A 24,479-nucleotide genomic window follows, 5' to 3' on the forward strand; every position below is an offset into this window, starting at 1 on the left:
GACGAGGTAGATAGGGCAGAGGTGGAAGTGCAGTAATGCATGGAGCTGACTGTTACTAATAGGTCGAGGGCATAACCAAAGCGGGAATAGGCACTCGATAGAGTGAAAAGACGGATAGATTTTCTGTGTGCAGTTTTGAAGGTATACTTCAATAATTAAATATTCCTCCTTAGCTCAGTCGGTAGAGCATTCGGCTGTTAACCGAAGTGTCGTTGGTTCAAGTCCAACAGGGGGAGCTCATAAAGCCCGTAAATTCAACGTTTACGGGCTTTTAATTTATACGGAACGCTGATCAATCATGGAGTAACGCTGGCGACACTAAACCACGGTATTACTCCGGAGGGGCAGCTATTGTGGCATTTCGAGAATTTCTCTGAGAACCTTGAGAAATTTTTCAGCAGGCTTTGAAAACATCTGATATTTTTTCCATATGATATGCATATGACTTTCAAGCTGTGGAGCCAATGGCCGGAAACACAGAGGGCTGTCTTCACTTGTACTGATGATCTTGTCATAGCCGATGGCATAGCCCAGACCTTCATCTACCAGAAGGGAGGCGTTAAAAAGCAGATTGTAAGTGGCGATTATGTTCAACTCACTAATCTCCCGGCCAAGCCACTGCGTCAGGGTTCCCCCTTCTGATTCCTGTTGTGAAAGAATTAAAGGTTTGTCTTTGAGATCTTTCGGTGAGATGGTCTCTTTCTCTGCAAGAACAGAATCTTTTCTCATCAGTACGCCCCATTGATCAGAGTATGAAGTGTCCAGTGAGTTGTATTTTGTCAGATCAACATCTCCGAAAACAATCCCAAAATCAATCAGTCCTTTGTCCAGTCGTTCCATTACGTGAGAGGCATTTCCACTGTATATGTGATAATGGATACCCGGGTAATACTCCTGGAGTATTCGGGCGGCTTTTGCCATCAGCCGGACGCCATCCGTTTCTCCTGTGCCTATGTAAACATCGCCCATGATGATGTCGCTATTCAGAGTAATTTCACTTTCTGTTTTTTTGACCAGATCCAGAATTTCTTCCGCACGTTTTCGTAAAATCATCCCTTCTTCTGTCAGAGTGACTTTTCGTGTTCCCTTTGTGCCTCGGATAAAAAGCTGTTTTCCCAGTTCTTTTTCCAGATTTTTAATCTGTGTGGAAAGTGTGGGTTGAGAGAGATGCAGTGATTCGGCGGCATGTACAATACTCTGCTCTCTTGCAATTGCAAGAAAATAATTCAGGACTCGTAATTCCATAACAATCTCCATTCTATTGTTTTCATGTTGAGAAACGGTTTTTAGTTTTATTTTAACCTTTATTTTAATGTAACATAAAATAAAATAGGTTTAAACTATTGAAAAACATAATATATAAATATTTGTTATTTTATTGACGCTGAGATATACTGAGGCTGAAGAAAAAAAGAAATAGTGAGTATATCAACTGCAAAGAATTTTGCGGCAGCCATTCATGAAAGGAGACAGGCACATGAGTAAAAAAATTCTGGTGATTTCCACAAGCCTCCGAAAAAACAGCAATTCTGAGGCATTAGCAGACGAGTTTATTAAAGGAGCTAAGGAAGCCGGTCATGAAGTAGAGAAGGTCAGTCTGGCAGATAAAAAAGTTGGATTCTGCCGGGGATGTTTCGCATGTCTGGAGACAGGCCGATGCGTAATACAGGATGATGCCTTAGAAATTGTAGAAAAAATGCATGATGCGGAAGTGATTGTGTTTGCAACACCGATTTACTATTATGAAATGTCTGGTCAGATGAAAACCCTGCTTGATCGGGCAAATTCGCTGTATGGATCTGACTATGAATTTGGAGATATTTACCTTTTATCTGCGGCGGCTGAAGATGAAGAAGGTGTAGACAGCCGTGCAGTGAGCGGACTTGAAGGGTGGATTGCTTGTTTTGAACGGGCACATCTAAAAGGAACTGTATTTGCAGGCGGTGTAAATGAAGCCGGAGATATCAAAGGGCACTCATCTCTTGTGGTGTCATATGAAGCAGGTAGGAACGTGTGAAGGAGGATGCTGAATGAAAAAGCAGATGACATTCGTATTAGCAGTTTTAATGATGTTTTTCCTTGTATCATGCGGCAGAGAAAACATTCCTTCGGAGAATGAAACGAATACAACTGAAACAGAAAATACACAGACGAATGCGAATACAGACAGCACAGAAGCCGGTGGACAGGAGGATACGGAGATGAAATTACAGATAGAGGCAGGCAGCAGCACATTCACAGCCACTTTGGAAGACAATGAAGCGGTAACTGCTTTCGTGGAGATGTTGGAAGATGAGCCCATCGTTATTGAGATGGATGATTATTCGGGATTTGAGAAAGTAGGAAGTCTCGGAACAAGCCTCCCGGCAAGCAACAGCCAGATGACCACCCAGGCAGGAGATATCGTTCTCTATAACAGCAGTCAGATCGTCATGTTTTACGGCTCCAATTCCTGGAGTTATACAAAGCTGGCAGAGGTGGACGACCTTACCGGATGGGAAGATGCCCTTGGAAGTGGGAGTGTGACGGTAACATTTTCCATAGAACAGTCAAATACCTCGATGTAAGCATATGGGGCCTCAAGCTAGCAGCGGGGTATTTGACCCTTGCGGCAGTCGCCAAATGGTCATGCAAGCATGCCCGCTTGGCTCGTTGCTCACAGAAATAAAGTGTCAAAATAACGCGAAAAAGAACAGGAGGAAATTGAAATGGAAGCAAAAATGTTAGAAGGAAAAACAGCGATCATAACAGGCGCAAGCTATGGCATGGGGCAGACTATGGCGGAACTTTTCGCAGAGGAAGGAGCGAATGTTGTTCTCACGGCGAGAGGACAGGAGAAGCTGGATGAATCCGTGAAGAAAATACGGGAAAAAGGCGGGAACGCTGTAGGAGTTGTAGCAGACGTATGTTCTACCGAGGATACGAGACGTGTGATAGACACTGCGTTAAAAGAATTTGGAGATCTGGATATCCTGATCAACAATGCCGGAATTGGAGAGCAGAAGATGATCGATGAGACAGACGATGACTGGATGCGTTTTGTGATGGATACCAACCTGGGAGGTCCTATGAGATATATCCGGGAAGCCCTGAAAGTTTTTCTGCCGAAAGATGATGGCGTAATCATTAACATTTCTTCTGTAAACGGTACAAGGCCATTTTGTGGAGCTGCCTATACTTCTACGAAAGGAGCGTTGAATACTCTTACGAAAAATGTGGCTATGAGACTTGTGGATACCAACATCCGCTGTAACGCCGTGGCTCCCGGAGCAACAGTGACTCCCGCACATCTGGCAAATAAGGCAGGAGAGCAGCCTGGCGGTGCAAAGATGCTTGAATACAGCGGACATTATGTTTATTTCCCGGGACCGGAGTGTGATCCCATGGATCAGGCTTATGCGTGCCTCTATCTTGCAAGTAAAATGGGAAAAGCGGTACGCGGACAGGTCATCCAGGTATGTAACGGAGCCTTCCTGTAAGCAACGGAAGAATATCAGAAAGGAAAAGAAGGAGAGAAAGGAAAGTCATCTATGGCGGCGGTTCGATTAAAAAGAATGGTATCTATGATATCTTTAACCATATTTGTGAGCAGTATTTCTCCGGTGAGGACGATAATACAAGCGATTATATCAGTGAAGGACTCATGCGGTCTCTTCCTTATTACCGCCATATCATGCCATATGGCCTGCAGAAATTTAAACGATTTTTTTGTTAGTTGGATGTTATCCTTTTGCGGCGCAAGCCGTATAGCAGGGTTGGGAAAGGCACGGATTTATTTTTCAATAAATTTACTTGCCAGCTTGTAAACCTGCCGAACTTTTTTGATGATAAATTCCATATGCTTAATTCCGCTACAACTAACGAGCTGTGTTTCTTACAAATATCCCTTATGGCATTGCCTACTGATTTTCGTACATACTCACTTTCATCGCATTTATGAGCAGCTAATAGGTCAATAGCTACCCACGGGCAGGTCGCAAACCACCCGTATAAACCGGAACATACCGTGGAGGACGGTATTTTTATTACGGAGGGATTATTGTGAAAAGTATGAAGTTTAATCCGTTGATGGACTTTATGGGGCACTCCATGTTTATTTTATGCGCCGTGAGTATTGCTTCCGCATTTCTGGGAGTGTGTGAAATTGTTTGAAAAAATATGGGGATATGATTATGTTGCGGATGCGGCGACTGTGTCCGTCCATATTAACCGTCTGAGAGAAAAGATTGAAGATGACGCGAAAAACCCAAAGATCATCGAGACGGTGTGGGGCGCGGGATACAGGCTGAACCGATAAAATTTAAAGTCAGAAAACCTTACAGCAGGTGTAAGTGTTTTCCGGGCACCCGCTGTGATATCATAAAATCACAGAAAAGAAAAAATAAAAACAGGAAAAATAAAAATATGAGAGAGGGTGCTCAGATGAATGCAATTCTTGAGATTGAAGGTTTAAAGAAATATTACGGGAGAGCCGGAAACCAGACGAAAGCGCTGGACGGCATTGCGCTCCAGGTGACGGACGGGGAATTTCTCGGGATTATGGGGAGCAGCGGCTCGGGGAAATCGACGCTTTTAAACTGTATCGCCACAGTGATCCGCCCCACAGCGGGGAAGATCGTGATGCAGGGAGAAGAGATCCAGTCCATGAAAGGGCGGAAACTCTCAGAGTACCGCGGAAAGAAGATCGGATATCTCTTCCAGAATTTTGAACTGCTTGACAACCTGACCGGAAGGGAAAACATTATGCTCCCCATGTCGCTACACAATATCCCGGACAGAGAGAGCAAAAAACGGCTCTCCCGGCTGGCGGGGTATCTGGAGATCACAGATGTTCTCGATAAGTTCCCGTCCCAGATGTCAGGCGGCCAGAAACAGAGAGTGGCGGCAGCCAGGGCGCTTATCATGGATCCGTGCATGATCCTCGCTGATGAGCCGACAGGGGCGCTGGATTCCAGGAATGCAAAAATGCTGATGGAGAAGCTCTCAGGTTTAAACCGGGATCAGCATGCAACGATCCTCATGGTGACGCATGACTCCAATGCAGCGAGCTACTGCAGAAGGATTCTTTTCATACAGGACGGCCGGATTTTCCATGAACTGAGAAGAGATATGCCGGGGGAAACACAGCAGGAGTTTTACGAGCGGATTTTAAAAGTGATGGCACAGCTGGGAGGAGGGAGCGCAAATGTTCTTTGAACTTGTCAGGAGAAACAGCAGGAGGAACAGAAAAGAAAACGGGCTGTTTTTCGGTTCTCTGCTTGTTTCGATCATAGCGTTCTACATTGTTCTGTCTCTGTCGCAGCAGGACGTCATGTATTTTTTAAGAGAAATGGAAAGCGATGCGGTCAACCGTCTTCTTGAAATGATCCCGGTCTTTTACGGACTGACGCTGGTGATCCTCTTCTTTCTGATCTATTTCGCAGGAAAATTTCAGATGGAGAGGCGCAGGCATGAGTTCGGCATGTATCTGATGATGGGGATGCGGCGGGGCAGACTCTTTGCAATGCTTCTGGCAGAGGACTTCGGGGGAAGTGTGATCGCGCTTGCCATCGGACTTCCGGCGGCGGTTCTTCTCTCGGAACTGATCAGTCTTGTGACGGCGAGAGTGGTCGGGCTTGGCATTATCGGGCACCGGTTTTCCTTTTCCCCGTATGCGGTGGCGCTGACTGCCGCGGGATTCCTTATGATTAAGCTGGCGGCCTTCCTCATACTGAGCATAAAGATCAGCCGGGAGGAGATCGGCAGCCTGCTCGCAGAACGACCGGAGGAGACGAAACGGCAGTTTCCGGCAGCGGTGTACGCTGTTTTCCTTATCGCAGGAGTGCTGGGGCTCGGGACTGCGTACTATATGGCGATCCGGGGAATCTCCTGGAGCCGCATCGACAGGATGGCGTTTACGGTTGTGATCGGATTCGCGGGGACATTGTGTCTTTTCTTCGGGCTGCGCGCAGTGTTTGGCCTCATTATCAGAGCCGGAGGAAAAGACCGGAAGCTCCATGTGTTCAATGTGCGTCAGCTTCAGGAAAACGTGATCCGGCAGTCCTCCGCCATGGCAGTCAGTTCCCTGCTGATTCTTGCCGCGCTGTGCTGTTTTGGCGCGGGAATTGCCATGGTGCGCCACTATGGGGACGATGAGCATATTCTTGACTATACATTTACGGCGGAATATATGGATGAGGAGAATACGAGCAGAAAAAAAGCAGACGAGACCATGAGTACGCTGCGGGAAAACGGGCTGGCCCATGAGTTCTCTGATTTTATAGAGATGAAGGTTGGCTCGGTCCGGACATCGGATGATCCGGATGACACTTACTCCATGGATGTGGTTATGAATCTGATCTCGGCGATGCCTGCAACGGAGGACAGAGACATCCTTCTGAACAATTTAAGCTATATGACGTATCCGCATCTGATTGCTCTGAGCAGTTACAATGAGCTGCTTGACGCCGCAGGCCGGCCGAAGATCGAGCTCGGCGAAAAGGAGGCGGCCGTCTATATGGATACAGACGTATCTACGGAGGCGCTGCGGCAGATGATGAATGAGGCTCTCACAAAGCGCCCGGAGACGCTGCTCGACAGAGATCCTCTTTACCTGACAGGGGAAGTACAGACAACAGCACTTGTGACGGTCCGCTCGATTACGCTGTCATTTGCGCTGATTCTTCCGGATGAGGCGTTTGATTATTATACACAGGGTGAGTACAATATTTTCGTTGATGCCATTCTCGGAAACCGGGAGGAGAGTGTCAGCCTGATGACTGCGATCTCTGAAATGAACGCAAAGCTCAATGAGACAGGACTTGAATATGAAAGTTACCTTCAGAACATGGGACGTCAGCTTTTCTATACGGTGGCGACGAGCTACATTACGATCTATCTGGCGGTTGTGTTTCTGATCGTTGCAAATACGGTGATCGGCGTGCAGTTCCTGATGAACCAGCAGAAGACAAACAGACGCTACAGGACGCTGATTCGTCTTGGTGCGGTCTATGAGACGCTGTGCCGCTCAGCGGGAAAGCAGATCAACTGGTATTTCGGCATTCCGACGGTGATTGCAGCAGTGAGCAGCATCTTCGGCGTGCGGGCTCTTTTTACGGGGATTCTCTCTTCGAGGACGATGGGCTCAGTCAGTGAGATGATGGTCGTATCTGCGGCTATGATTCTGCTGCTCTGTATGATAGAATTGATCTATATGATTGTGGTAAAACGCTTGAGCAGCAGGTATCTTCTGACGCTGATGGTTCCGGAGCGGGAAGAGTAAGCGGAAAGGCAGTGTGAGAGAAGCAGAGGCCGACTGAGGAAAAGAGAAGGAAAGGCAGCAGGACAAAAGCAGAGGCCGGCTGAAGAAAGGAACAGAACGGGAGGAGATCGCATGAAACGGATCGCTGTGGTGGAAGATGAGCCGCTGATGCGGGAAGAGCTGACGCAGATGCTCGAGAATGCGGGCTATAGAGTGGAAAAGATCACAGAGTTTGAAAACACGGCGAAGCAGCTGGAGACACTGGAGCCGGATCTTGTGATCCTCGATCTCAACCTGCCCGGAGAAAGCGGATTCCAGATCTGCAGGGAGGTGAAGGGGAAGAGTCCTTTTCCGGTTCTTGTCCTGACTTCGAGGGACCAGATGAGGGATGAACTGCATGCACTGGAGCTGGGGGCAGATGAATATCTGACCAAACCGTGCCGGAAGGAGCGCCTTCTGGCACGGGTGTCAAATGTACTGAAACGGTACGAGGGAAGGTCAAATCTGCTGGAGGGAAAGGAATTTCTTCTTGACCGCCAGACGTACACACTGTATATCCACGGTACATCGGTCGTTCTTCCCAAAAACCAGGGGAAGCTTCTGGAAGTATTTCTGGCTCATCCGGCGCAGACGGTCACAAAAGATGATCTGTGTACAGCGCTCTGGGGGACGACAGAGTATATCGATGAAAATGCGCTTCAGGTCAATCTGACAAGACTGAAAAAGACAATGGCTGATCTTGATATGGAGCAGAGAATCGTGCCGGAGCGGGGAAAAGGATACCGTCTGGAATGCCGGGAGAACAGGCAGAGGAGGAAAGCAGAAGGAATACAGGAAACAGGAGAGCAGAACGTACGGAAAACAGGAGAGCGGAGTATAGAGGAAACAGACAGAGGGGAAAATCCATGAGGCGCGATAAGAAATACAGTATGAGAGACAGTATGCGGAAAAGTATGGGAAAACTCCGGCGGTATGTGCCGTGGTTTCTGCTGATCCTCGGGATCGACGGGGTGTCGGCGCTTCTTCTGTGGCTTGCGGACCTGGAAGCATTCCGCGTGCTTGCCCCGCTGATGCTGCTTATGACGGTGATGCTTTTTGCGGTCATCGTTTTTGTTTTACAGCGCGCGGAGAAGAAAAAAGAGCAGGCGCTTTTTGATTTCCTGAGCAGTCCGGATGAGTGGCATGAGGAAAACCTTCTGAAGGCCGCCGGCACATCAGACGAGGCGTGGATCAGAATGCTCGGAACGGTGCTCAGAAAACGGCAGGATGAGTGTGCAAAAGCAGAGGCAGAGACTGCAGACTATGAGGAATACGTGGAGGCCTGGGCGCATGAAATCAAGACGCCTTTGTCCCTGCTGACGATGGTGCTGGATAATCAGAGCGGGGAACTGCCCTCACCGACTGCATTTAAGCTTGACTATATCCGGAACCGGATACAGGAACAGATCAGCCAGATGCTCTACTACGCACGGCTGAAGAGCGCGAACAAGGATTATCTGTTTGAGTTTGTGGATCTGAGAGAGTGTATGGAAGAGGTGCTGGAAGATTACCGGATGCTGCTTGAGGAAAAGCAGTTTTTAATCCGCATGGAGTTCGGGGATTCCGCCCCGGAAGTGTACACCGACCGCAGGGGAATCCTCTTTCTTCTCGGTCAGATCGTGAGCAATGCGGTCAAATACAGCTCGGATAATCCGGAGCTTACAGTCTCTTTTGAGAAAAATACGCCCCGGGGAGATGTACTCCGAATCAGGGACAACGGAATCGGAGTCAAACAGTGCGACTTTCCGTACATCTTCGAGAAAGGATTTACCGGAGATGCCGCGGAGGGGAGAAACAGGGCGACGGGCATGGGCCTCTATCTGTCCGGGAAGATGGCGGATGATCTCAATATCAGGCTGGAAGTGTGGTCTGAAAGAGGCGTGGGGTTTGAGATGGCGATGATATTTCCGCGGGTGGACAGATCTGACCGGAAGGGCACTGTGCCTTTACAGTGCGGCAGGTGAAAGATATAATGGGAGAGGAAAAATCCAGAATCACCGGAGAAAAATATTATGACATATACATTTGCCGTTACGTTTTTGCTGAATATTCCGCTTGCTTTCTCTGAATATCTCTGCTGCATAATCCTGACATACGCGCTGATACAGAAAAAACCGGAGGGAAAATGGGCTGCAGCAATGTTCATTCCTTACTGCCTTGTGCTTATTGTTCCGACTTCGCTTTTCTTTGTCAGGGACTGGATGGGAAATGCGGGTGTGCAGCTTGCCACAGTTTATATCGAGACTGCAGGCTGGATGCTTGTGCTGAAAACTGTGTACCGCGAAACATGGGGAAACACGGTGGTTACAGGAGCGGCGGTTGTTTTTCTCTACTGGGTACTGGGCGGACTAAGCGGCTTCTTTCTTGACGGGAACTATGATCTGACCGTTCCGTCAGAGCTTGCGGCATATATGGCGGAGAGCGGCATCGGAACTCTCCTTGTCGTCAGTATTGCCGCGTGGTTTCTCAGAAAAAAGCGGCTGTATGAGGAATATACGAATTTTCTTTACGGGGAGAGTAAAACGGGACTTTGGAAGGTCTTTTTCGCACTCCTTCCGGCAGTCAGAGTGTTTGCGGTCGAGCTGGTGAATGAAAAGATCATACTGAATAACAATAATCCGATGGTTGACCTGTTCCTTCTCCTGCTCGTCTACGGTGTGCTGAATTATGTTTTCCGGTGTGACCTGCAGAAATATGCCGTCAGGCGAACTGTGCCGGGCAGTTGGAATCCTTCTTGACAATGCGGCCGAGGAGACGGAAGAATATCTTCGTGATTTGAAAAAAAGAGCGGAAGTTACCGCGCTTTTCTGTGCGGCCGAGGAAGGGGTGAGCATTCTCATCCGCAATCCTGTGAGGGGTGAAGTGCCGATTTCACGGATCTGGGAAGATGAATTTTCCACAAAGGGAAAAAACCGCGGGACAGGACTGACAAGTTTTCGTAAAATTGTAGAATCTCATGAAAATATCGCCTCTTTTACATATCAGGAGAACGGATTTTTTGTTCAGGAAATGAAAATAGAAGCACAGAAATCAGGGAAGAAGACAGGGAGGAAGAGGAGATGATTCCGATCTATCTTTGTGATGATGAGCCGGCGGTCCGCAGGGCAGTCCGGGAGGAACTCGAGAAAGAAATTCTTATCTCCGACTGTGATATGGAGATTGTCTGTGATACAGGATCACCGGAAGAGCTGCTTGACGCTGTGAGAAAAAACGGAAAACGGGGAATCTACTTCCTTGACGTGGATCTGAAAGATGGAAAGTACACAGGCTTTACCCTCGGTCAGGAGATCAGAAAAGAAGATACGAGAGGGTTTCTGATCTATGTGACAGCTTACGGCGAGCTTGCGTTCGAGACGTTCCGATATAAGCTGGAAGCGCTGGATTATATTGTAAAGGATAATCCGGAGGAAATGTTTCGGGGAATCAGGCGGTGCCTGAATGTGATCACGGAACGGACAATGAATGAACGGGATGAGGAAAGACAGTATTTTACCGTTAAATTTATGGATACAGTGCGCCATGTCCCGGTTGATGAGATTCTCTATTTTGAGACAGGGAAACAGAGCCACCGCATTATCCTTCACGGCATGAAAGGAAGAATGGACTTTACAGGGAGTATGAGGGAGCTGCAGAAAAGTCTGGGAGAACAGTTCCTCCGCGTACACAGAGCATATCTTGCAAATGTGCGCCAGATCAGGGCGCTGGATATCAAAGAGAAAAAAATTGTTTTTGCCAACGGGGAAGAATGTCTGTTTTCCCGTCAGGTGAAAAAGCATCTTTTGAATCTGCTTGAACGATCTGCCCGGGCATAAGACAGATGCCCGGGCAGAACTGCGTTATCCGGAGATGAGGCTGCTTCACGGGCAGGGGCGTTGTTTTGAGATGAGAACGTCTCCCGGACGGAACGTGCTGTTCAGGCATTAAACGAGCCGTTTGGGCAGCAGTTCTCAGCAGTACACCGTATCGGCGTATAATGGAAAACACGTTCCGGACCGCACTGTTTTCGGCGGGAAAAGAACGATGCCATCCCGTGACAGGAGCGCTGTGCGGCTCTGCCAGCGGGAATTATCAGAACGGACGGAGGAGAAAATTATGGCAAAAGAGACGGAAATTCGGGAGATTATCAAAAGCGCGGGGTATGAGCCTGTTGAGGACCGGTGTATTATCGTATCGTATGCGCCAGAGAATCTGAGCGATGCGATCGTAAAGTTCTTCGGAGTGAGCACTGAATTTTTTGTGCTTCAGATCTGTGAAAATGAACTGGTGCTTGTCCCGTTCGGCAAGCTCGACTGGGGACTGAAAAAGGAAGTTACTCTGGCGATTCCGTTTGATGAGATCAGGAATGTTGAGATAAAGGAAGCGGGGCTTAACTATTATCTTGCGATAACAATGAAAGACGATGTGATTACACTTTCCGTACAGCAGAAGGAGCTGAGCGATTTCAGAAGCTCGGGAATGCTCGGAAGAGGATTTTTAAGCGGAAACTGGCACCGGGAAAATATGGATGCAACGCTTGAAATGCTCAGATCAATACCGGACCGGCGGATGCGCAAAGGCAGTGAATAAAGGAGCGGTTTTACAGTACAGCAGATGAATGCCAGGAAGATCTGCTGGAGTTCTTCTCTGTTCAGTGATATACTGGTACATATTAAGGCGGCAGGTTTGTGAACTGTCAGCCGGATGGGGAGAAGAAAGCAGAATGAACCAGGCAGGATCGCTTATCAGAGAAATGAAAATAGACAGAGAGGACATGCTTGCCCTCACAAGAAGGATGACGGTGAAGCGGACTTCGATCACAAGGATTGCAGGCGCTTACATTGATCCGGATGGGATCATAGACGGAACGTTCAACATAAGGTTTTTAAAACTGTCCGAATCAGAAAAGGCGAGAAATCTTGAGATTGCGAAGGCGATTCCCTTCGCGGAGACAAATGTCCGGCTCAGGCGGTATATGATACCGGAAGAGATGACCGGAAAGGGGAGCATGTGGCAGCTTCTGACAGGCGCGAAGACATCCGGACTTGAGAATGACGCCCTGCTTGATGTTTTTTATGAGATTGTTGCGGAGAACTACAGGACGGATCACGAATACGGAGTGTTTCTTTTTCATGACCGGTATGATATTCCGGCGAAGGCGGCGGATCATGAGAGACTGGGAGAGTCAGAGCAGACGTTTGAATATCTGATCTGCGCGATCTGTCCTGTGAACGGGGACTATGAGGCAGGGGAGCCGGAGTGCGGCTTCCTTTTTCCCGCGTATTCAGACGGCGGAGCGCTTATCCGGTGTATGGATATTTTCGGGAGCAGAGAGAAAAGTTTTCTTGTGAAGCGGTTATTTTCCTGAAAATTTCCTCTTGCATTTTAAAATTCACTGTGCTATTATTGGAAACAAGTTTTAACAGTCTGAAGTGTTAAAATGATAAAGGCTGTGAACAAGACTCTGGTTTTCAGAAACTGACAGGAAGTTGGCGTCACCGACTGAGAGCGCCGGACAGCGGAGGAAATCGTGGGAACACTTGGGAGCTGACCGTCTGAACCTAAGTAGGGCGGTACGCGTAGCATACGTTACATGCAAAGAGAGGAACCGAAAGCACTTAACGAGGGCAAGCCGCAGGCGCAGGCCAAATTCTGGTGTGGGGTTCAATGCGGGTGGTACCGCGGATTTTATCTTGATAATTTCCGTCCCGGGATACTTTAGTATCCCGGGGCTTTCTTTTTGTACTGGCGGCCGCTTACAATACCGGAATATGCCTTTTATTACTTCCGGTGATTGCACAATAAGTCGGATCACAAAGCGCAGAAAAGGAAAGCCCCGGGGTGAGGCGTCTGAAAGGAGAAAAAACATGGAACTGGTAAAAGGAGTAAAACAGAAAGAAACTTATGAACTTGCCGATCTGCTCGCAGAAGAGGTGAAAGGACAGACCGTAAAAGTAAACGGAGCTGTCCACACGATCCGCGATATGGGAACCGTGGCATTCCTGATCCTGAGGAAACGCGGCGGCCTTGTACAGTGCGTCTACGAGAAAGGCGTATCCGGATTTGATTTAAAAGATGTCAAAGAGGCAGCGTCGGTGGAAGTTACAGGAGTTGTGGAAGCGTCGGAGAAAGCGCCTCAAGGGATTGAGATCCGCCTGAGGGGAATCCGCATTTTAAGCGAACCGGCCGCGCCGATGCCGCTTCCGATCGCAAAGTGGAAGATGAACACATCTCTTGAGGCAAAGTTAAACTACCGTCCTATTTCTCTTCGCAATCTCCGGGAACGGGCAAGATTCCGCATCCAGGAGGGACTTGTGAGAGGATTTCGGGACTTCCTGTACAGAGAGGGATTTACAGAGATCCACACGCCGAAGATCGGCGCGAAGAGCGCAGAGGGCGGGGCGAACCTGTTCAGACTTGAGTATTTCCACAGGCCGGCCGTGCTGCAGCAGAGCCCGCAGTTTTACAAACAGATGATGGTGGGCGTGTTCGACAGAGTGTTTGAGACAGCGCCGGTATTCCGGGCGGAGAAACACAACACGAAGCGCCACTTAAACGAATATACGAGCCTTGATTTCGAGATGGGATATATCGACGGATTCGAGGATATTATGGCAATGGAGACGGGATATCTTCAGTATGCCATGGAGCTGCTGAAAAAAGAGTACGCAGATGAGATAAGGATACTTGGTATTGAGCTGCCAAAGACGGATGAAATTCCGGCGGTGCGCTTCGATGAGATCAAGCGCCTTGTATCCGAGGAATACGGGCGGAAGATCAGAAGTCCGTATGATCTGGAACCGGAGGAAGAGGTGCTGATCAGCAGATACGCGAAGGAAAAGTGGGACGCGGACTTTGTCTTTGTCACTCACTATCCGTCGAAGAAGCGCCCGTTCTACGCGATGGATGATCCGGCGGACGGGACATATACGCTGAGCTTTGATCTTTTGTTCAGAGGAATGGAGATCACCACAGGCGGTCAGCGCATTCATGACTATCATATGCTGCTTGAGAAGATGGAGCAAAGAGGTATGACTGATGAGGGGATGGAGCAGTATTTAAGCGCATTCAAGTACGGCATGCCGCCCCATGGCGGACTGGGGATCGGCCTTGAAAGACTGACCATGAAGCTGACAGGGGATGACAATGTGCGTGAGACAACGCTGTTCCCGAGAGATATGAGCAGACTTGAGCCATAGAAAAAACGGATTCAGAATGAGCCGGAATCAGAAAAAGACGCGGCAGGGAAGAAAAGCGGCGGCAGGAATCCGGCCTGAGAGAAAACAGGATGACTGCGGAAAGGAAGGAAAGTCATGGCAAATAAAATATCAGACGAGACAATTGAATATGTCGGCATACTTGCCAAGCTGGAACTCTCCGATGAGGAGAAAGAGGCGGCCAAGGAAGATATGGAAAAAATGCTGGACTATATTGATACATTAAACGAACTGGACACATCGGGTATCGAACCCATGTCCCACGTCTTCCCGGTGAATAATGTGTTCCGGGATGATGTTGTGACAAACGGGGACGGCAGGGAAGAGACGCTTGCCAACGCGCCCCAGAGAAAGGAAGATACTTTCGAGGTGCCCAAAACGATCGGCTGACGCGCAGAACCGCATGGGCGGTCAGACGACAGCCGGGACAGCGGCGGGGATATCAGAAGTATCAAAAGATATGGACTTAAGACAGAAAGGCGGCCTGAAATATGGAATTATTACAGCTTACAGCTCTTGAGCTTGGAAAGAAAATAAAAGCCGGTGAAGTCACCGTCCGGGAGGCGGTGGAAGCGGCGCTAAAGCGGGCAGAAGAAGCAGAGCCGGTGATCAACAGTTATGTAACGCTTGACGAGAAAGATGCGCTTTTCCAGGCGGATGAAATACAGAAGAAAATTGACGCGGGAGAACTGACAGGGCCTCTGGCGGGAGTGCCCGTGGCGGTGAAAGACAACATGTGCATTAAGGGACAGCTCACTACGTGCAGTTCAAAGATTCTCTCCAACTTCAAACCGACCTACACTGCAGAGGCGGTGGAGAATTTAAAGAAGGCGGGCATGGTGATTCTCGGAAAGACGAACATGGATGAGTTCGCCATGGGAAGTACCACGGAGACGTCCTGGTACGGACCGACCAAAAACCCGCATAATACAAACCATGTGCCGGGCGGTTCTTCGGGCGGCTCCTGCGCGGCGGTAGCAGCGGGAGAATGCTTCGCGGCGCTCGGGTCGGACACAGGCGGTTCCATCCGCCAGCCAAGCTCCTACTGCGGCGTGGTCGGTATGAAACCGACTTACGGAACCGTTTCCAGATATGGACTGATCGCATACGGTTCCTCTCTTGATCAGATCGGATCGGTTGCAAAGGATGTATCGGACTGTGCGGCGCTTCTCGAAGCCGTGGCGTCCCATGACAGAAAAGACAGCACATCTATTGTCAGAGAGGATCTGAACTTTACGGAAGCTCTCGTTAACAATGTGAAAGGGCTCCGTATCGGAATCCCGGGCGACTATCTGGGAGATGGTCTTGACCCGGAAGTAAAAGAAGCGGTTTTAAACGCGGCGGAAGTGCTCAAAAGCCAGGGCGCATCTGTGGAACTGTTTGACCTGGGGCTTGTGAAATACGCGATTCCGGCCTACTATACAATCGCCGCGGCCGAGGCAAGCTCTAACCTGGAGCGGTTCGACGGTGTAAAGTACGGCTACCGGACAGCGGAGTACGAAGGCCTTCACAATATGTATAAGAAGACCCGTTCGGAGGGCTTCGGCGCAGAGGTAAAACGCAGGATCATGCTCGGCTCGTTCGTTTTAAGCTCCGGATATTATGACGCATATTATCTGAAGGCGCTCCGTACAAAGGCACTCATCAAAAAAGCGTTTGACGCGGCATTTGAGAAATACGATATCATCCTCGGACCGGTGGCTCCCACAACAGCGCCGGAACTTGGCAGCAGCTTAAGCGACCCGATGAAAATGTATCTGGGAGATATTTACACGATCTCCGTAAATCTGGCAGGCCTTCCGGGCATGAGTGTTCCTGTGGGAAAGGACAGCCGGGGGCTTCCCATCGGCATGCAGCTGATCGGGGATGCGTTTGCGGAAAAGACACTGATCCGGGCGGCGTACACATACGAGTGCGCCACGGAGAAAAAATATGAAACGATGGCAGCAGACACCGGAAAGGAGGCGTGCTGATATGGCAAAGCAGTATGAGACAGTAATCGGACTGGAAGTGCACATTGAGCTGGCGACGAAAACAAAGATTTTCTGCGGATGCAGCACAGAGTTCGGAAGCGCGCCGAATACCCATACCTGTCCGGTATGTACCGGGATGCCGGGTTCCCTTCCGGTGCTCAACAAACAGGTGGTAGAGTACGCCATGGCACTTGGGCTTGCCGCAAACTGTAAGATTACCCAGGTGTGCAAGTTTGACCGAAAGAACTATTTCTATCCGGATAACCCGCAGAACTACCAGATCTCACAGCTCTATCTTCCGATTGCGAGAGACGGATATGTGGAGATCGATACCCCTTCCGGTGCGAAGAAAGTGCGCATCCATGAGATGCACATGGAAGAGGATGCCGGAAAACTCGTCCACGACGAGTGGGATGACACATCCCTTGTGGATTACAATCGAAGCGGCGTGCCCCTCGTGGAGATTGTATCCGAGCCGGATATGAGATCCGCGGACGAAGTGATCGCATACCTTGAAAAACTGCGTATGATTGCCCAGTATCTCGGTGTGTCGGACTGTAAGCTTCAGGAAGGTTCCATGAGAGCGGATGTGAACCTGTCCGTCAGAGAAGCCGGAACGGACACGTTCGGGACAAGGACGGAGATGAAGAACCTGAACTCCTTTAAGGCAATCGCCCATGCCATCGAGGGAGAGCGCGCAAGACAGATCGAGCTTCTCGAGGAAGGGAAGGAAGTTATCCAGGAGACGAGACGGTGGGATGATAATAAGGAACATTCCTATGCCATGCGTTCCAAAGAGGACGCGCAGGACTACCGTTACTTTCCGGAGCCGGATCTTGTGCCGATTGTGATCAGCGACGAGTGGATTGAAAAGATTCGCGCCGGACTGCCGGAACTGCGCACAGAGAAGATGGAAAGATATAAGAGGGAATTTGATATCCCGCAGTATGACGCAGAACTGATTACAGAGTCGAAGCATGTGGCGGATATTTTTGAGGAGGCTGCCAGGCTGTGCGGCAAACCTAAAAAGGTTGCCAACTGGATCATGGGCGAGATGTTCCGTCTGATGAAAGACAGGGGAATGGAACCGGAAGATCTTACCTTTTCACCGGAGTATCTGGCAAAGCTGATTGACCTTGCAGACGCAGGCACGGTCAGTGCTTCTGTCGCAAGAAAGGTGTTTGAACAGATCTTCACAGATGATGTTGACCCGGAGAAGTACGTGGAAGAAAACGGACTGAAGACGGTCAATGACGAGAAAGCCATCAGAGAGGCAATCGAGAATGTGCTTGCCGACAATCCGCAGGCAGTCGCCGACTATAAAGGCGGTAAGGAGAAAGCCTTCGGGGCGCTCATGGGACAGAGTATGAGGGCGCTCAAAGGCAAGGCAGACGCCGGTACCGTGAGAAAGATGCTCATGGAGATTCTTTAGAAAACACAGTTCAATACAAAAGAGTTCCTGTTATAGAAGAAAAACTGTATATACAGGTCAGAGCCAGGCGTTTCAAAAACTTCTCAAAAAAGAAATAATAAATTAGCACTCGACACTTGACATGGCTAACAATTCTTGCTATATTGCTAATAGAACACGAAAACAATCAGTGTCCTCACACTGCGCGAGGAAGAATAATCATCTTTGCGCAGGCGTGCAGTCAAATACCCCGATGCAGGCATGCGGGGTATCAGCCCCCCACGGCAGCCGCCAAACGGACATGTAAGTATGTCCGCCCGGTTCGCTGCTCGCGGGAATGAAGGAGGGATAGCCATGAATATCAATAAATTTACACAGAATTCTCTTCAGGCTGTTCAAAACTGCGAGAAGGTCGCCGCAGATAACGGAAACCAGGAACTGGCGCAGGAGCATCTGCTCTACGCGCTGCTTACGCAGGATGACAGCCTGATTTTAAAACTGCTTGAAAAGATGAGTATCCAGGGCCAGCTTTTTATCAACAGTGTGGAGCAGGCCATAGGTAAGCGGCCGAAAGTCCAGGGCGGCAAAGCTTACGTCGGACAGGATCTCAATAATGCCCTTATCCATGCTGAGGATGAGGCGAAACAGATGGGGGATGAATATGTCTCTGTTGAGCATCTGTTTCTTTCCCTGTTAAAATATGCAAGTAAAGAAATGAAACAGCTTTTCCGTGAGTTCGGGATCAGCCGTGAAGGATTCCTCCACGCGCTTTCCACAGTCAGGGGAAACCAGAGGGTTACAAGTGACAACCCGGAGGCAACTTATGACACACTGAACAAATACGGGCAGGATCTGGTGGAGCGCGCAAGAGAGCAGAAGCTCGATCCGGTGATCGGACGTGACGAGGAGATTCGGAATGTAGTTCGGATTCTCTCCCGTAAGACAAAAAATAATCCGGTTCTGATCGGAGAACCCGGCGTCGGAAAAACAGCGGTTGTAGAAGGTCTTGCACAGCGGATTGTAAGCGGCGATGTGCCGGAAGGACTGAAGGAAAAGACGATTTTCTCTCTCGACATGGGAGCCCTTGTCGCAGGAGCAAAATACCGCGGCGAGTTCGAAGAACGTTTGAAAGCCGTGCTGGAGGAAGTGAAAAACAGCGACGGCAAGATTATCCTCTTTATCGATGAGCTGCATACAATCGTAGGAGCCGGCAAGACGGACGGGGCGATGGATGCAGGCAATATGTTAAAGCCTATGCTTGCCAGAGGCGAACTGCACTGTATCGGCGCTACAACGCTTGATGAATACAGGGAATACATCGAGAAAGATGCGGCTCTGGAGAGACGGTTCCAGCCGGTTATGGTAGATGAACCGACGGTTGAGGATGCGATTTCCATTCTGAGAGGACTGAAAGAACGTTATGAAGTTTTCCATGGCGTGAAGATTACCGACAGCGCTCTCGTAGCGGCGGCAACGCTTTCCAACCGATATATTTCAGACCGTTTCCTTCCGGATAAAGCTATCGACCTTGTGGATGAGGCGTGTGCGTTGATCAAGACAGAACTTGACTCCATGCCGACTGAGCTGGATGAACTCCGCAGACGTGTCATGCAGCTTGAGATTGAAGAAGAAGCTCTGAAAAAGGAAGAAGACCGCCTGAGCAGGGAACGTCTGGAGCACCTTCAGGAAGAACTTGCGGGCTTAAGAGAAGAGTATGCAGGTAAAAAGGTACAGTGGGAGAATGAAAAAAATGCTGTGGAGCGTGTCCAGAAGATCCGCGAACAGATCGAGCAGGTCAATAAGGACATACAGAAGGCTCAAAGGGAATATGACCTGAATAAGGCCGCAGAGCTTCAGTATGGTACGCTGCCCCAGCTTCAGAAGCAGCTGGAGGAAGAAGAAGAAAAGGTAAAAGCAAGGGATCTGTCTCTTGTCCATGAGGCCGTGACAGACGATGAGATTGCGCGTATCGTGTCCCGATGGACCGGTATTCCGGTTGCAAAGCTTAATGAGAGCGAGAGGAACAAGACGCTTCATCTGGCGGATGAGCTGCACAAGCGCGTGGTCGGCCAGGACGAAGGCGTAGAGCTTGTGACGGAGGCTATTATCCGCTCAAAGGCAGGCATTAAAGACCCCAGCAAGCCGATCGGTTCTTTCCTGTTCCTCGGTCCTACAGGCGTTGGTAAAACGGAACTTGCCAAGGCACTTGCGCAGAGCCTTTTTGATGATGAAAATAATATGGTGCGTATCGACATGAGTGAGTACATGGAGAAATATTCCGTGTCCAGACTGATTGGAGCGCCTCCGGGATATGTGGGATATGACGAAGGCGGACAGCTGACAGAGGCAGTCAGAAGAAAACCGTATTCTGTCGTGCTCTTTGATGAGGTGGAGAAAGCTCATCCGGATGTATTCAATGTTCTTCTTCAGGTGCTCGATGACGGACGTATTACGGATTCTCAGGGGCGGACCGTTGATTTCAAAAATACGATCCTTATTATGACGTCGAATATCGGGGCAAATTATCTGCTGGAAGGTATTCGCGACGACGGAACGATCGACGGACAGAGTCAGGAAATGGTGATGAATGACCTGAAGGCACATTTCAGACCTGAATTTCTTAATCGTCTTGATGAGATAATTATGTTCAAGCCATTGACGAAACAGAACATCCGTGCCATTATTGATTTACTGATAGCAGATGTCAACAGACGGCTTTCCGAGAGGGAACTGAGGATCGAGCTGACAGAAGCGGCAAAGGACTTTGTCGTGGATGGCGGATATGATCCGATGTACGGCGCAAGGCCGCTGAAGAGATATCTGCAGAAAAATGTGGAGACACTCGCCGCAAGACTGATTCTCGCAGGAAATGTCGGCAGGGAGGATACGATCCTGATTGACGTAAAAGACGGGAAGCTCGCCGCGGAAGTAAAGGGACAGATTACGGCAGCGGAAATGTAAAAGGCAGCCGCGGCAACAGAGGCTGTTGAAATGAAAAGGGCAGCCGCGGCAACAGAAGCTGTTGAAATGAAAAGGGCAGCTGCGGTAAAGACTGCGGGAGTGCGAAAGGACGGATCTGTCAGATGAAACAGATGACACCGATCATCTTTCATATAGATGTAAATTCAGCTTATTTGAGCTGGACTGCAGTGGAACAGCTGAAAAACGGAGCCAAAGTGGATGTGCGCGAGATACCGGCCATCATTGGCGGAGACCAGGAATCCCGCCACGGCGTGGTACTCGCTAAATCCCCTGCGGCAAAAAGATATGGCATCCGCACGGGGGAACCCGTTGCGAATGCCTTTCGTAAGTGCCCGAATCTTGCCATGTATCCGCCGAATCACAAGATGTACCGGGAAAAAAGCAGGATGCTTATGGAGTATCTTCGGACATTTACGAAAGAGATCGAGCAGGTCAGTGTGGATGAGTGCTACATGGATTTCACACCGATAGCAGACCGATACAACTCGCCGGCAGACGGGGCGATTGAGATAAAGGAAGGAATAAAAAAGAAGTTCGGCTTCACTGTAAATATAGGTATTTCTACAAATAAACTGCTTGCGAAGATGGCGTCGGATTTTGAAAAGCCGGATAAGGTACATACTCTCTTCCCGGAAGAAATTCAGCAGAAGATGTGGCCTCTGCCGATCGGTGAACTCTATATGGCAGGACGTTCCAGCGTGGAGGTACTGAAAAAGCTTGAGATTAATACAATAGGGGATCTTGCGCGTTCAGATCCTGAGCTGATATCTCTTCATTTGAAAAGCCATGGCAGAATGCTTTGGGAATTTGCCAACGGAATCGGCGCTTCTGCGGTTCAGGCAGAGCCGGAGGAGGCCAAGGGAATCGGCAACTCTACGACGCTGAGAGAGGATGCCGCCACATATGAGGATGTCTGTCCGGTCTTTGAAGAACTTGCCGAAAGCGTGGGAAGAAGACTCAAAAAAGCGGGGAAAAAGGCCGGAATGGTGAGCATGGAGATCAAGTATTATGATTTCCGGACAAACTCCCACCAGGTTCAGCTTGACCGCCCGACCAGCGATCCGAAAGTATTGAAAGAAACAGCGTGCAGCCTTTTTCTTGAAATATGGAGTGGCGAGCCGGTGCGGCTTCTGGGTATACGGACGTCCAAACTTGTGGAAGAGTCCGCGCCGGAGCAGCTTTCTATTTTTGATATTGAACTTCCGAAGGAACCGGATGAGAAACATAAGCGCCTGAAGAAAGCCATGGATGAATTAAACGCCCGGTTCGGGGAAGGCGCGGTGGTGAAGGCAAGTATGATGAAAAAGAATATCCGTACTGATAAGGAAGAACGGGAAAAGGAAAAAAGCGGGAAGAAAAAAACAGGGGAGAATCAGAGGGGAATGCTATGAGAGAAAAGGATTACAATCTGGAGCTGATCAGGATGGTTTCGTTTATTTTGGTTATTGCCATCCATGTGAGCAACTATTTTTGCAGGGCCTATGGAAAAATTCCCGACAGCGAGTATTTGTTTTCGCTGGCAGTGGATACTATTGCGCGGGTCAGTGTGCCCGCATTTTTTATGATTTCAGGGGCTCTGCTTCTCGGGAGAGAAGAGCCGCTTGAAAAGCATGGGAAAAGGCTTCTGCGCTTTTTAACAGTTCTTATTGTCTGGAGTGCTGTTTACTATATCTGGAATACATGTTATATGAAGTCCGGCTTTGACTTGAGAGAAATTCTGTATGTTCCGGCGGAGGCACATCTGTGGTATCTGTATGCTATGATCCCGATTTACCTTGTGCTGCCGTTTTTCCAGGTGATGTGCAGAAATTTGAGCGTGAAGCTCGAAAAAGCATTGCTCATAATTGCGGCTTTGGCAGTACTTTTCAACTATATTTTCTGGCTTATGGGTGCGGAAATGTACTATGATCTGCCGCTGATCGGTGACCGTGTATATGCCTATTATCTGTTTCTGGGATATTATATCTATAAATACAGAGAGAAAATTCCGGTCAGTCAGACCGGGGCAGCTCTGATCTGTGCATTCGGCATGGCAGTCTCCTTCGGGGTGACATTTGCGGTTACAGTAATTCAGGGAGACCACTATGAGGGTGCGCTTACTTATGGAATGCCGTCTGTAGTTCTTTCCGCGGCAGCGTTTTTCCTTTTTATGCTCCGGCTTGGAGACGGATGTCTTAAACCGGGTGAACATGCGCGCAGAGTGATAGACCTTTTCTGCGGATGTTCTTTTGGAATTTATCTGATTCATATTCTTTTTCTTGACAATTACAAGAAACATATGGAAGCGTACGATCTGTCCGCCTGGATCGCCGTGCCGGGACTGATTGTCGTGATTACGGCAGTGTCGTTTGTGTGTGTCTGGCTGATGAGAAAGACGAAAGTGGGACGGAGAATTACGTGATTCGGATTTTCCGGATGAAACAGACCGACAGGAGAAATCCGCGCATGGTGTGTAAGGGTATCCCTCGGGGATGCGTTTGCACTCGGGACGACTCCAGACGGTAGATGCCATCCGTCAAATCCGCACTTCACGGAAGAAAATTAAAGAGAAGAATAATCGGAGTTATAAAAAAGAATATGAAATTAAATAAGCTAAGAGAAATTTTAGACAACGGCGGAACAACTGTAAACACACGAATCTGGAGCACATGGCCGACAATTGTGGAGGCAGCGGCATCTACAGGAAATTTTGACTACTTTGAGTTCCTGGCAGAATACGCTCCGTTTTCATTGAATGATCTTGAGAATTTTGCCCGTACATGTGAGCTGTAGGAGAAATGTACAATGATCTCACGGAGGAACTGGTTAATGCGAGAAAAGAAGCGGTCTTTCTGACAAATCAGTATAACCGGTCTTATGGGGAAGCACCGGAGAAAAGAGAAGAAATTTTGAGGAAGCTTCTGGGATCCCTGGGAAAAAATCCTTTTTTTGAACCGGACTTCCCCTGCCCGATTTTTCTGTTTTGTGCGGAGTTTCTCTATTCTGATTTCTACGAAAATCTTAAGAATTTCTTTTGAATCTTATATCAGCCTCCTTTAGAAATACAGGTTATCCTGTATACAGTAAAAGGAGGCTGTATTCATGAACATCCAGGAACTTACCACTTATTTTTTACAATACGGTGCTTTTTTCATCTACCTGATCGTTTTTTTAGAGTATCTGAATCTTCCGGGATTCCCGGCCGGGCTTATCATGCCGCTGGCGGGGCTCTGGGCAGCCAGAGGAGAGATCAGCTTTCCGGCGGTCATGATTCTTTCGGTGGCAGCAGGACTTACGGGAAGCTGGGTGCTCTATCTGCTCGGAAGATTCGGCGGCGGAAAGCTGATGGGATTCTACTTTAAGAAATTTCCAAAGCAGAAACCGGTGATAGAAGAGAAGATGAAATTCCTGCGGGAGAAAGGCGGTATCGGCGTATTTATCAGCAAGCTGATCCCCGTGGCGCGGACACTGATCTCTATACCTGCCGGAATGGTGAAGATGGATTTTGCAAAATATACAGTCAGTTCCCTGTGTGGCGTGTTTCTCTGGAATCTGGCTTTTGTGGGGGCGGGATATTTCTTCGGAGACGCCGCGGTTAATCTGTTATCGTGACGAGGGGAAAAAGTGACCGGCTGACTTGCCATCTGTGTGGAGATGCTCTA

At 49.0% G+C, this 24,479-nt stretch carries 23 protein-coding genes, 1 tRNA gene and 2 pseudogenes; 24 read left to right on the forward strand and 2 right to left on the reverse strand.

The genetic code is table 11. The annotated features are described in order from the left end of the window. Positions 1-163: 163 nt before the first annotated feature. Positions 164-236 (forward strand) — tRNA-Asn (locus LKD70_RS07445). 112 nt (positions 237-348) lie between these two features. Here the strand turns inward: LKD70_RS07445 and LKD70_RS07450 are convergent. Beyond that, positions 349-1,053 carry a LysR family transcriptional regulator substrate-binding protein gene (locus LKD70_RS07450; protein WP_407690928.1) on the reverse strand — a complete coding sequence of 235 codons (705 nt, stop codon included), beginning with the start codon at positions 1,051-1,053 and terminating at the stop codon, positions 349-351. A 12-nt stretch (positions 1,054-1,065) separates the two neighbouring features. Then, positions 1,066-1,257, reverse strand: a pseudogene (locus LKD70_RS18745) (LysR family transcriptional regulator); the annotation flags it as partial. Positions 1,258-1,477: 220 nt separating this feature from the next. Here LKD70_RS18745 and LKD70_RS07455 point away from each other — a divergent pair. From LKD70_RS07455 to LKD70_RS07575, 23 genes and pseudogenes are all read left to right on the forward strand, one after another. Next, positions 1,478-2,017 (forward strand): flavodoxin family protein, encoded by a 540-nt coding sequence (locus LKD70_RS07455; protein ID WP_227707402.1) that lies wholly within the window; start codon positions 1,478-1,480, stop codon positions 2,015-2,017. Positions 2,018-2,030: 13 nt separating this feature from the next. Beyond that, on the forward strand, positions 2,031-2,567 hold the full coding sequence (locus tag LKD70_RS07460) for a cyclophilin-like fold protein (protein WP_227707403.1): 537 nt from the start codon (positions 2,031-2,033) through the stop codon (positions 2,565-2,567). Between the two features lie 141 nt (positions 2,568-2,708). After that, entirely contained in the window at positions 2,709-3,479 is a 771-nt protein-coding gene (locus LKD70_RS07465; RefSeq protein WP_227707404.1) for an SDR family NAD(P)-dependent oxidoreductase, read from the forward strand. A gap of 665 nt (positions 3,480-4,144) precedes the next feature. Further along, a pseudogene (locus LKD70_RS07480) lies at positions 4,145-4,297 on the forward strand (winged helix-turn-helix domain-containing protein); the annotation flags it as partial. A 125-nt stretch (positions 4,298-4,422) separates the two neighbouring features. After that, entirely contained in the window at positions 4,423-5,196 is a 774-nt protein-coding gene (locus LKD70_RS07485) for an ABC transporter ATP-binding protein (RefSeq protein ID WP_227707497.1), read from the forward strand. Then, positions 5,186-7,261 (forward strand): FtsX-like permease family protein, encoded by a 2,076-nt coding sequence (locus tag LKD70_RS07490; protein ID WP_227707405.1) that lies wholly within the window; start codon positions 5,186-5,188, stop codon positions 7,259-7,261. The genes LKD70_RS07485 and LKD70_RS07490 overlap by 11 nt, the downstream gene beginning before the upstream one ends. Before the next feature lie 111 nt (positions 7,262-7,372). After that, entirely contained in the window at positions 7,373-8,149 is a 777-nt protein-coding gene (locus LKD70_RS07495) for a response regulator transcription factor (protein ID WP_227707406.1), read from the forward strand. A gap of 20 nt (positions 8,150-8,169) precedes the next feature. After that, a complete protein-coding gene (locus LKD70_RS07500; RefSeq protein WP_227707407.1) occupies positions 8,170-9,243 on the forward strand; it encodes a sensor histidine kinase in 1,074 nt (357 codons plus the stop codon). A gap of 48 nt (positions 9,244-9,291) precedes the next feature. Then, positions 9,292-10,017, forward strand: a complete 726-nt coding sequence (locus tag LKD70_RS07505) for a hypothetical protein (protein ID WP_227707408.1) — start codon at positions 9,292-9,294, stop codon at positions 10,015-10,017. Then, positions 9,974-10,342 (forward strand): GHKL domain-containing protein, encoded by a 369-nt coding sequence (locus tag LKD70_RS07510; RefSeq protein ID WP_227707409.1) that lies wholly within the window; start codon positions 9,974-9,976, stop codon positions 10,340-10,342. The genes LKD70_RS07505 and LKD70_RS07510 overlap by 44 nt, the downstream gene beginning before the upstream one ends. After that, a complete protein-coding gene (locus LKD70_RS07515) occupies positions 10,339-11,091 on the forward strand; it encodes a LytR/AlgR family response regulator transcription factor (RefSeq protein WP_227707410.1) in 753 nt (250 codons plus the stop codon). Before LKD70_RS07510 ends, LKD70_RS07515 begins: the two co-directional genes overlap by 4 nt. Before the next feature lie 280 nt (positions 11,092-11,371). After that, entirely contained in the window at positions 11,372-11,845 is a 474-nt protein-coding gene (locus LKD70_RS07520) for a hypothetical protein (protein WP_227707411.1), read from the forward strand. 133 nt (positions 11,846-11,978) lie between these two features. Further along, a complete protein-coding gene (locus LKD70_RS07525; RefSeq protein ID WP_227707412.1) occupies positions 11,979-12,623 on the forward strand; it encodes a DUF4317 family protein in 645 nt (214 codons plus the stop codon). A gap of 499 nt (positions 12,624-13,122) precedes the next feature. Further along, positions 13,123-14,454, forward strand: a complete 1,332-nt coding sequence (gene aspS / locus LKD70_RS07530; protein ID WP_227707413.1) for an aspartate--tRNA(Asn) ligase — start codon at positions 13,123-13,125, stop codon at positions 14,452-14,454. 114 nt (positions 14,455-14,568) lie between these two features. Further along, positions 14,569-14,862, forward strand: coding sequence for an Asp-tRNA(Asn)/Glu-tRNA(Gln) amidotransferase subunit GatC (gene gatC, locus LKD70_RS07535; RefSeq protein WP_227707414.1), 294 nt, complete (start codon positions 14,569-14,571; stop codon positions 14,860-14,862). Between the two features lie 101 nt (positions 14,863-14,963). After that, complete coding sequence (gatA, locus tag LKD70_RS07540; protein ID WP_227707415.1) at positions 14,964-16,445, forward strand: Asp-tRNA(Asn)/Glu-tRNA(Gln) amidotransferase subunit GatA; 1,482 nt, start codon at positions 14,964-14,966, stop codon at positions 16,443-16,445. 1 nt (position 16,446) lies between these two features. After that, positions 16,447-17,877 carry an Asp-tRNA(Asn)/Glu-tRNA(Gln) amidotransferase subunit GatB gene (gatB, locus tag LKD70_RS07545; protein WP_227707416.1) on the forward strand — a complete coding sequence of 477 codons (1,431 nt, stop codon included), beginning with the start codon at positions 16,447-16,449 and terminating at the stop codon, positions 17,875-17,877. Positions 17,878-18,210: 333 nt separating this feature from the next. Then, positions 18,211-20,817 (forward strand): ATP-dependent chaperone ClpB, encoded by a 2,607-nt coding sequence (gene clpB / locus LKD70_RS07550; RefSeq protein ID WP_227707417.1) that lies wholly within the window; start codon positions 18,211-18,213, stop codon positions 20,815-20,817. A gap of 122 nt (positions 20,818-20,939) precedes the next feature. Continuing rightward, positions 20,940-22,229, forward strand: a complete 1,290-nt coding sequence (locus LKD70_RS07555; RefSeq protein WP_407690927.1) for a DNA polymerase Y family protein — start codon at positions 20,940-20,942, stop codon at positions 22,227-22,229. Beyond that, positions 22,226-23,239 (forward strand): acyltransferase, encoded by a 1,014-nt coding sequence (locus LKD70_RS07560; RefSeq protein ID WP_227707419.1) that lies wholly within the window; start codon positions 22,226-22,228, stop codon positions 23,237-23,239. Before LKD70_RS07555 ends, LKD70_RS07560 begins: the two co-directional genes overlap by 4 nt. 176 nt (positions 23,240-23,415) lie before the next feature. Then, positions 23,416-23,610 (forward strand): hypothetical protein, encoded by a 195-nt coding sequence (locus LKD70_RS07565; RefSeq protein WP_227707420.1) that lies wholly within the window; start codon positions 23,416-23,418, stop codon positions 23,608-23,610. A 5-nt stretch (positions 23,611-23,615) separates the two neighbouring features. Then, positions 23,616-23,855 (forward strand): maltose acetyltransferase domain-containing protein, encoded by a 240-nt coding sequence (locus tag LKD70_RS07570; RefSeq protein ID WP_227707421.1) that lies wholly within the window; start codon positions 23,616-23,618, stop codon positions 23,853-23,855. 64 nt (positions 23,856-23,919) lie between these two features. Beyond that, positions 23,920-24,429: a DedA family protein gene (locus tag LKD70_RS07575; protein ID WP_227707422.1), complete on the forward strand. Its 510-nt coding sequence runs from the start codon at positions 23,920-23,922 to the stop codon at positions 24,427-24,429. Positions 24,430-24,479 lie beyond the last annotated feature (50 nt).

It is taken from the genome of Ruminococcus turbiniformis (assembly GCF_020687545.1).
In the GTDB taxonomy this organism is placed as follows: Bacteria; Bacillota; Clostridia; order Lachnospirales; family Lachnospiraceae; genus Mediterraneibacter; species Mediterraneibacter turbiniformis.

Bases quoted from the DNA above. Each gene is read 5' to 3' on its own strand.
- LKD70_RS07450 (WP_407690928.1), bottom strand. From the start codon at position 1,053: ATGATTTTACGAAAACGTGCGGAAGAAATTCTGGATCTGGTCAAAAAA.
- LKD70_RS07455 (WP_227707402.1), top strand. From the start codon at position 1,478: ATGAGTAAAAAAATTCTGGTGATTTCCACAAGCCTCCGAAAAAACAGC.
- LKD70_RS07460 (WP_227707403.1), top strand. From the start codon at position 2,031: ATGAAAAAGCAGATGACATTCGTATTAGCAGTTTTAATGATGTTTTTC.
- LKD70_RS07465 (WP_227707404.1), top strand. From the start codon at position 2,709: ATGGAAGCAAAAATGTTAGAAGGAAAAACAGCGATCATAACAGGCGCA.
- LKD70_RS07485 (WP_227707497.1), top strand. From the start codon at position 4,423: ATGAATGCAATTCTTGAGATTGAAGGTTTAAAGAAATATTACGGGAGA.
- LKD70_RS07490 (WP_227707405.1), top strand. From the start codon at position 5,186: ATGTTCTTTGAACTTGTCAGGAGAAACAGCAGGAGGAACAGAAAAGAA.
- LKD70_RS07495 (WP_227707406.1), top strand. From the start codon at position 7,373: ATGAAACGGATCGCTGTGGTGGAAGATGAGCCGCTGATGCGGGAAGAG.
- LKD70_RS07500 (WP_227707407.1), top strand. From the start codon at position 8,170: ATGAGAGACAGTATGCGGAAAAGTATGGGAAAACTCCGGCGGTATGTG.
- LKD70_RS07505 (WP_227707408.1), top strand. From the start codon at position 9,292: ATGACATATACATTTGCCGTTACGTTTTTGCTGAATATTCCGCTTGCT.
- LKD70_RS07510 (WP_227707409.1), top strand. From the start codon at position 9,974: ATGCCGTCAGGCGAACTGTGCCGGGCAGTTGGAATCCTTCTTGACAAT.
- LKD70_RS07515 (WP_227707410.1), top strand. From the start codon at position 10,339: ATGATTCCGATCTATCTTTGTGATGATGAGCCGGCGGTCCGCAGGGCA.
- LKD70_RS07520 (WP_227707411.1), top strand. From the start codon at position 11,372: ATGGCAAAAGAGACGGAAATTCGGGAGATTATCAAAAGCGCGGGGTAT.
- LKD70_RS07525 (WP_227707412.1), top strand. From the start codon at position 11,979: ATGAACCAGGCAGGATCGCTTATCAGAGAAATGAAAATAGACAGAGAG.
- aspS (WP_227707413.1), top strand. From the start codon at position 13,123: ATGGAACTGGTAAAAGGAGTAAAACAGAAAGAAACTTATGAACTTGCC.
- gatC (WP_227707414.1), top strand. From the start codon at position 14,569: ATGGCAAATAAAATATCAGACGAGACAATTGAATATGTCGGCATACTT.
- gatA (WP_227707415.1), top strand. From the start codon at position 14,964: ATGGAATTATTACAGCTTACAGCTCTTGAGCTTGGAAAGAAAATAAAA.
- gatB (WP_227707416.1), top strand. From the start codon at position 16,447: ATGGCAAAGCAGTATGAGACAGTAATCGGACTGGAAGTGCACATTGAG.
- clpB (WP_227707417.1), top strand. From the start codon at position 18,211: ATGAATATCAATAAATTTACACAGAATTCTCTTCAGGCTGTTCAAAAC.
- LKD70_RS07555 (WP_407690927.1), top strand. From the start codon at position 20,940: ATGAAACAGATGACACCGATCATCTTTCATATAGATGTAAATTCAGCT.
- LKD70_RS07560 (WP_227707419.1), top strand. From the start codon at position 22,226: ATGAGAGAAAAGGATTACAATCTGGAGCTGATCAGGATGGTTTCGTTT.
- LKD70_RS07565 (WP_227707420.1), top strand. From the start codon at position 23,416: ATGAAATTAAATAAGCTAAGAGAAATTTTAGACAACGGCGGAACAACT.
- LKD70_RS07570 (WP_227707421.1), top strand. From the start codon at position 23,616: ATGTACAATGATCTCACGGAGGAACTGGTTAATGCGAGAAAAGAAGCG.
- LKD70_RS07575 (WP_227707422.1), top strand. From the start codon at position 23,920: ATGAACATCCAGGAACTTACCACTTATTTTTTACAATACGGTGCTTTT.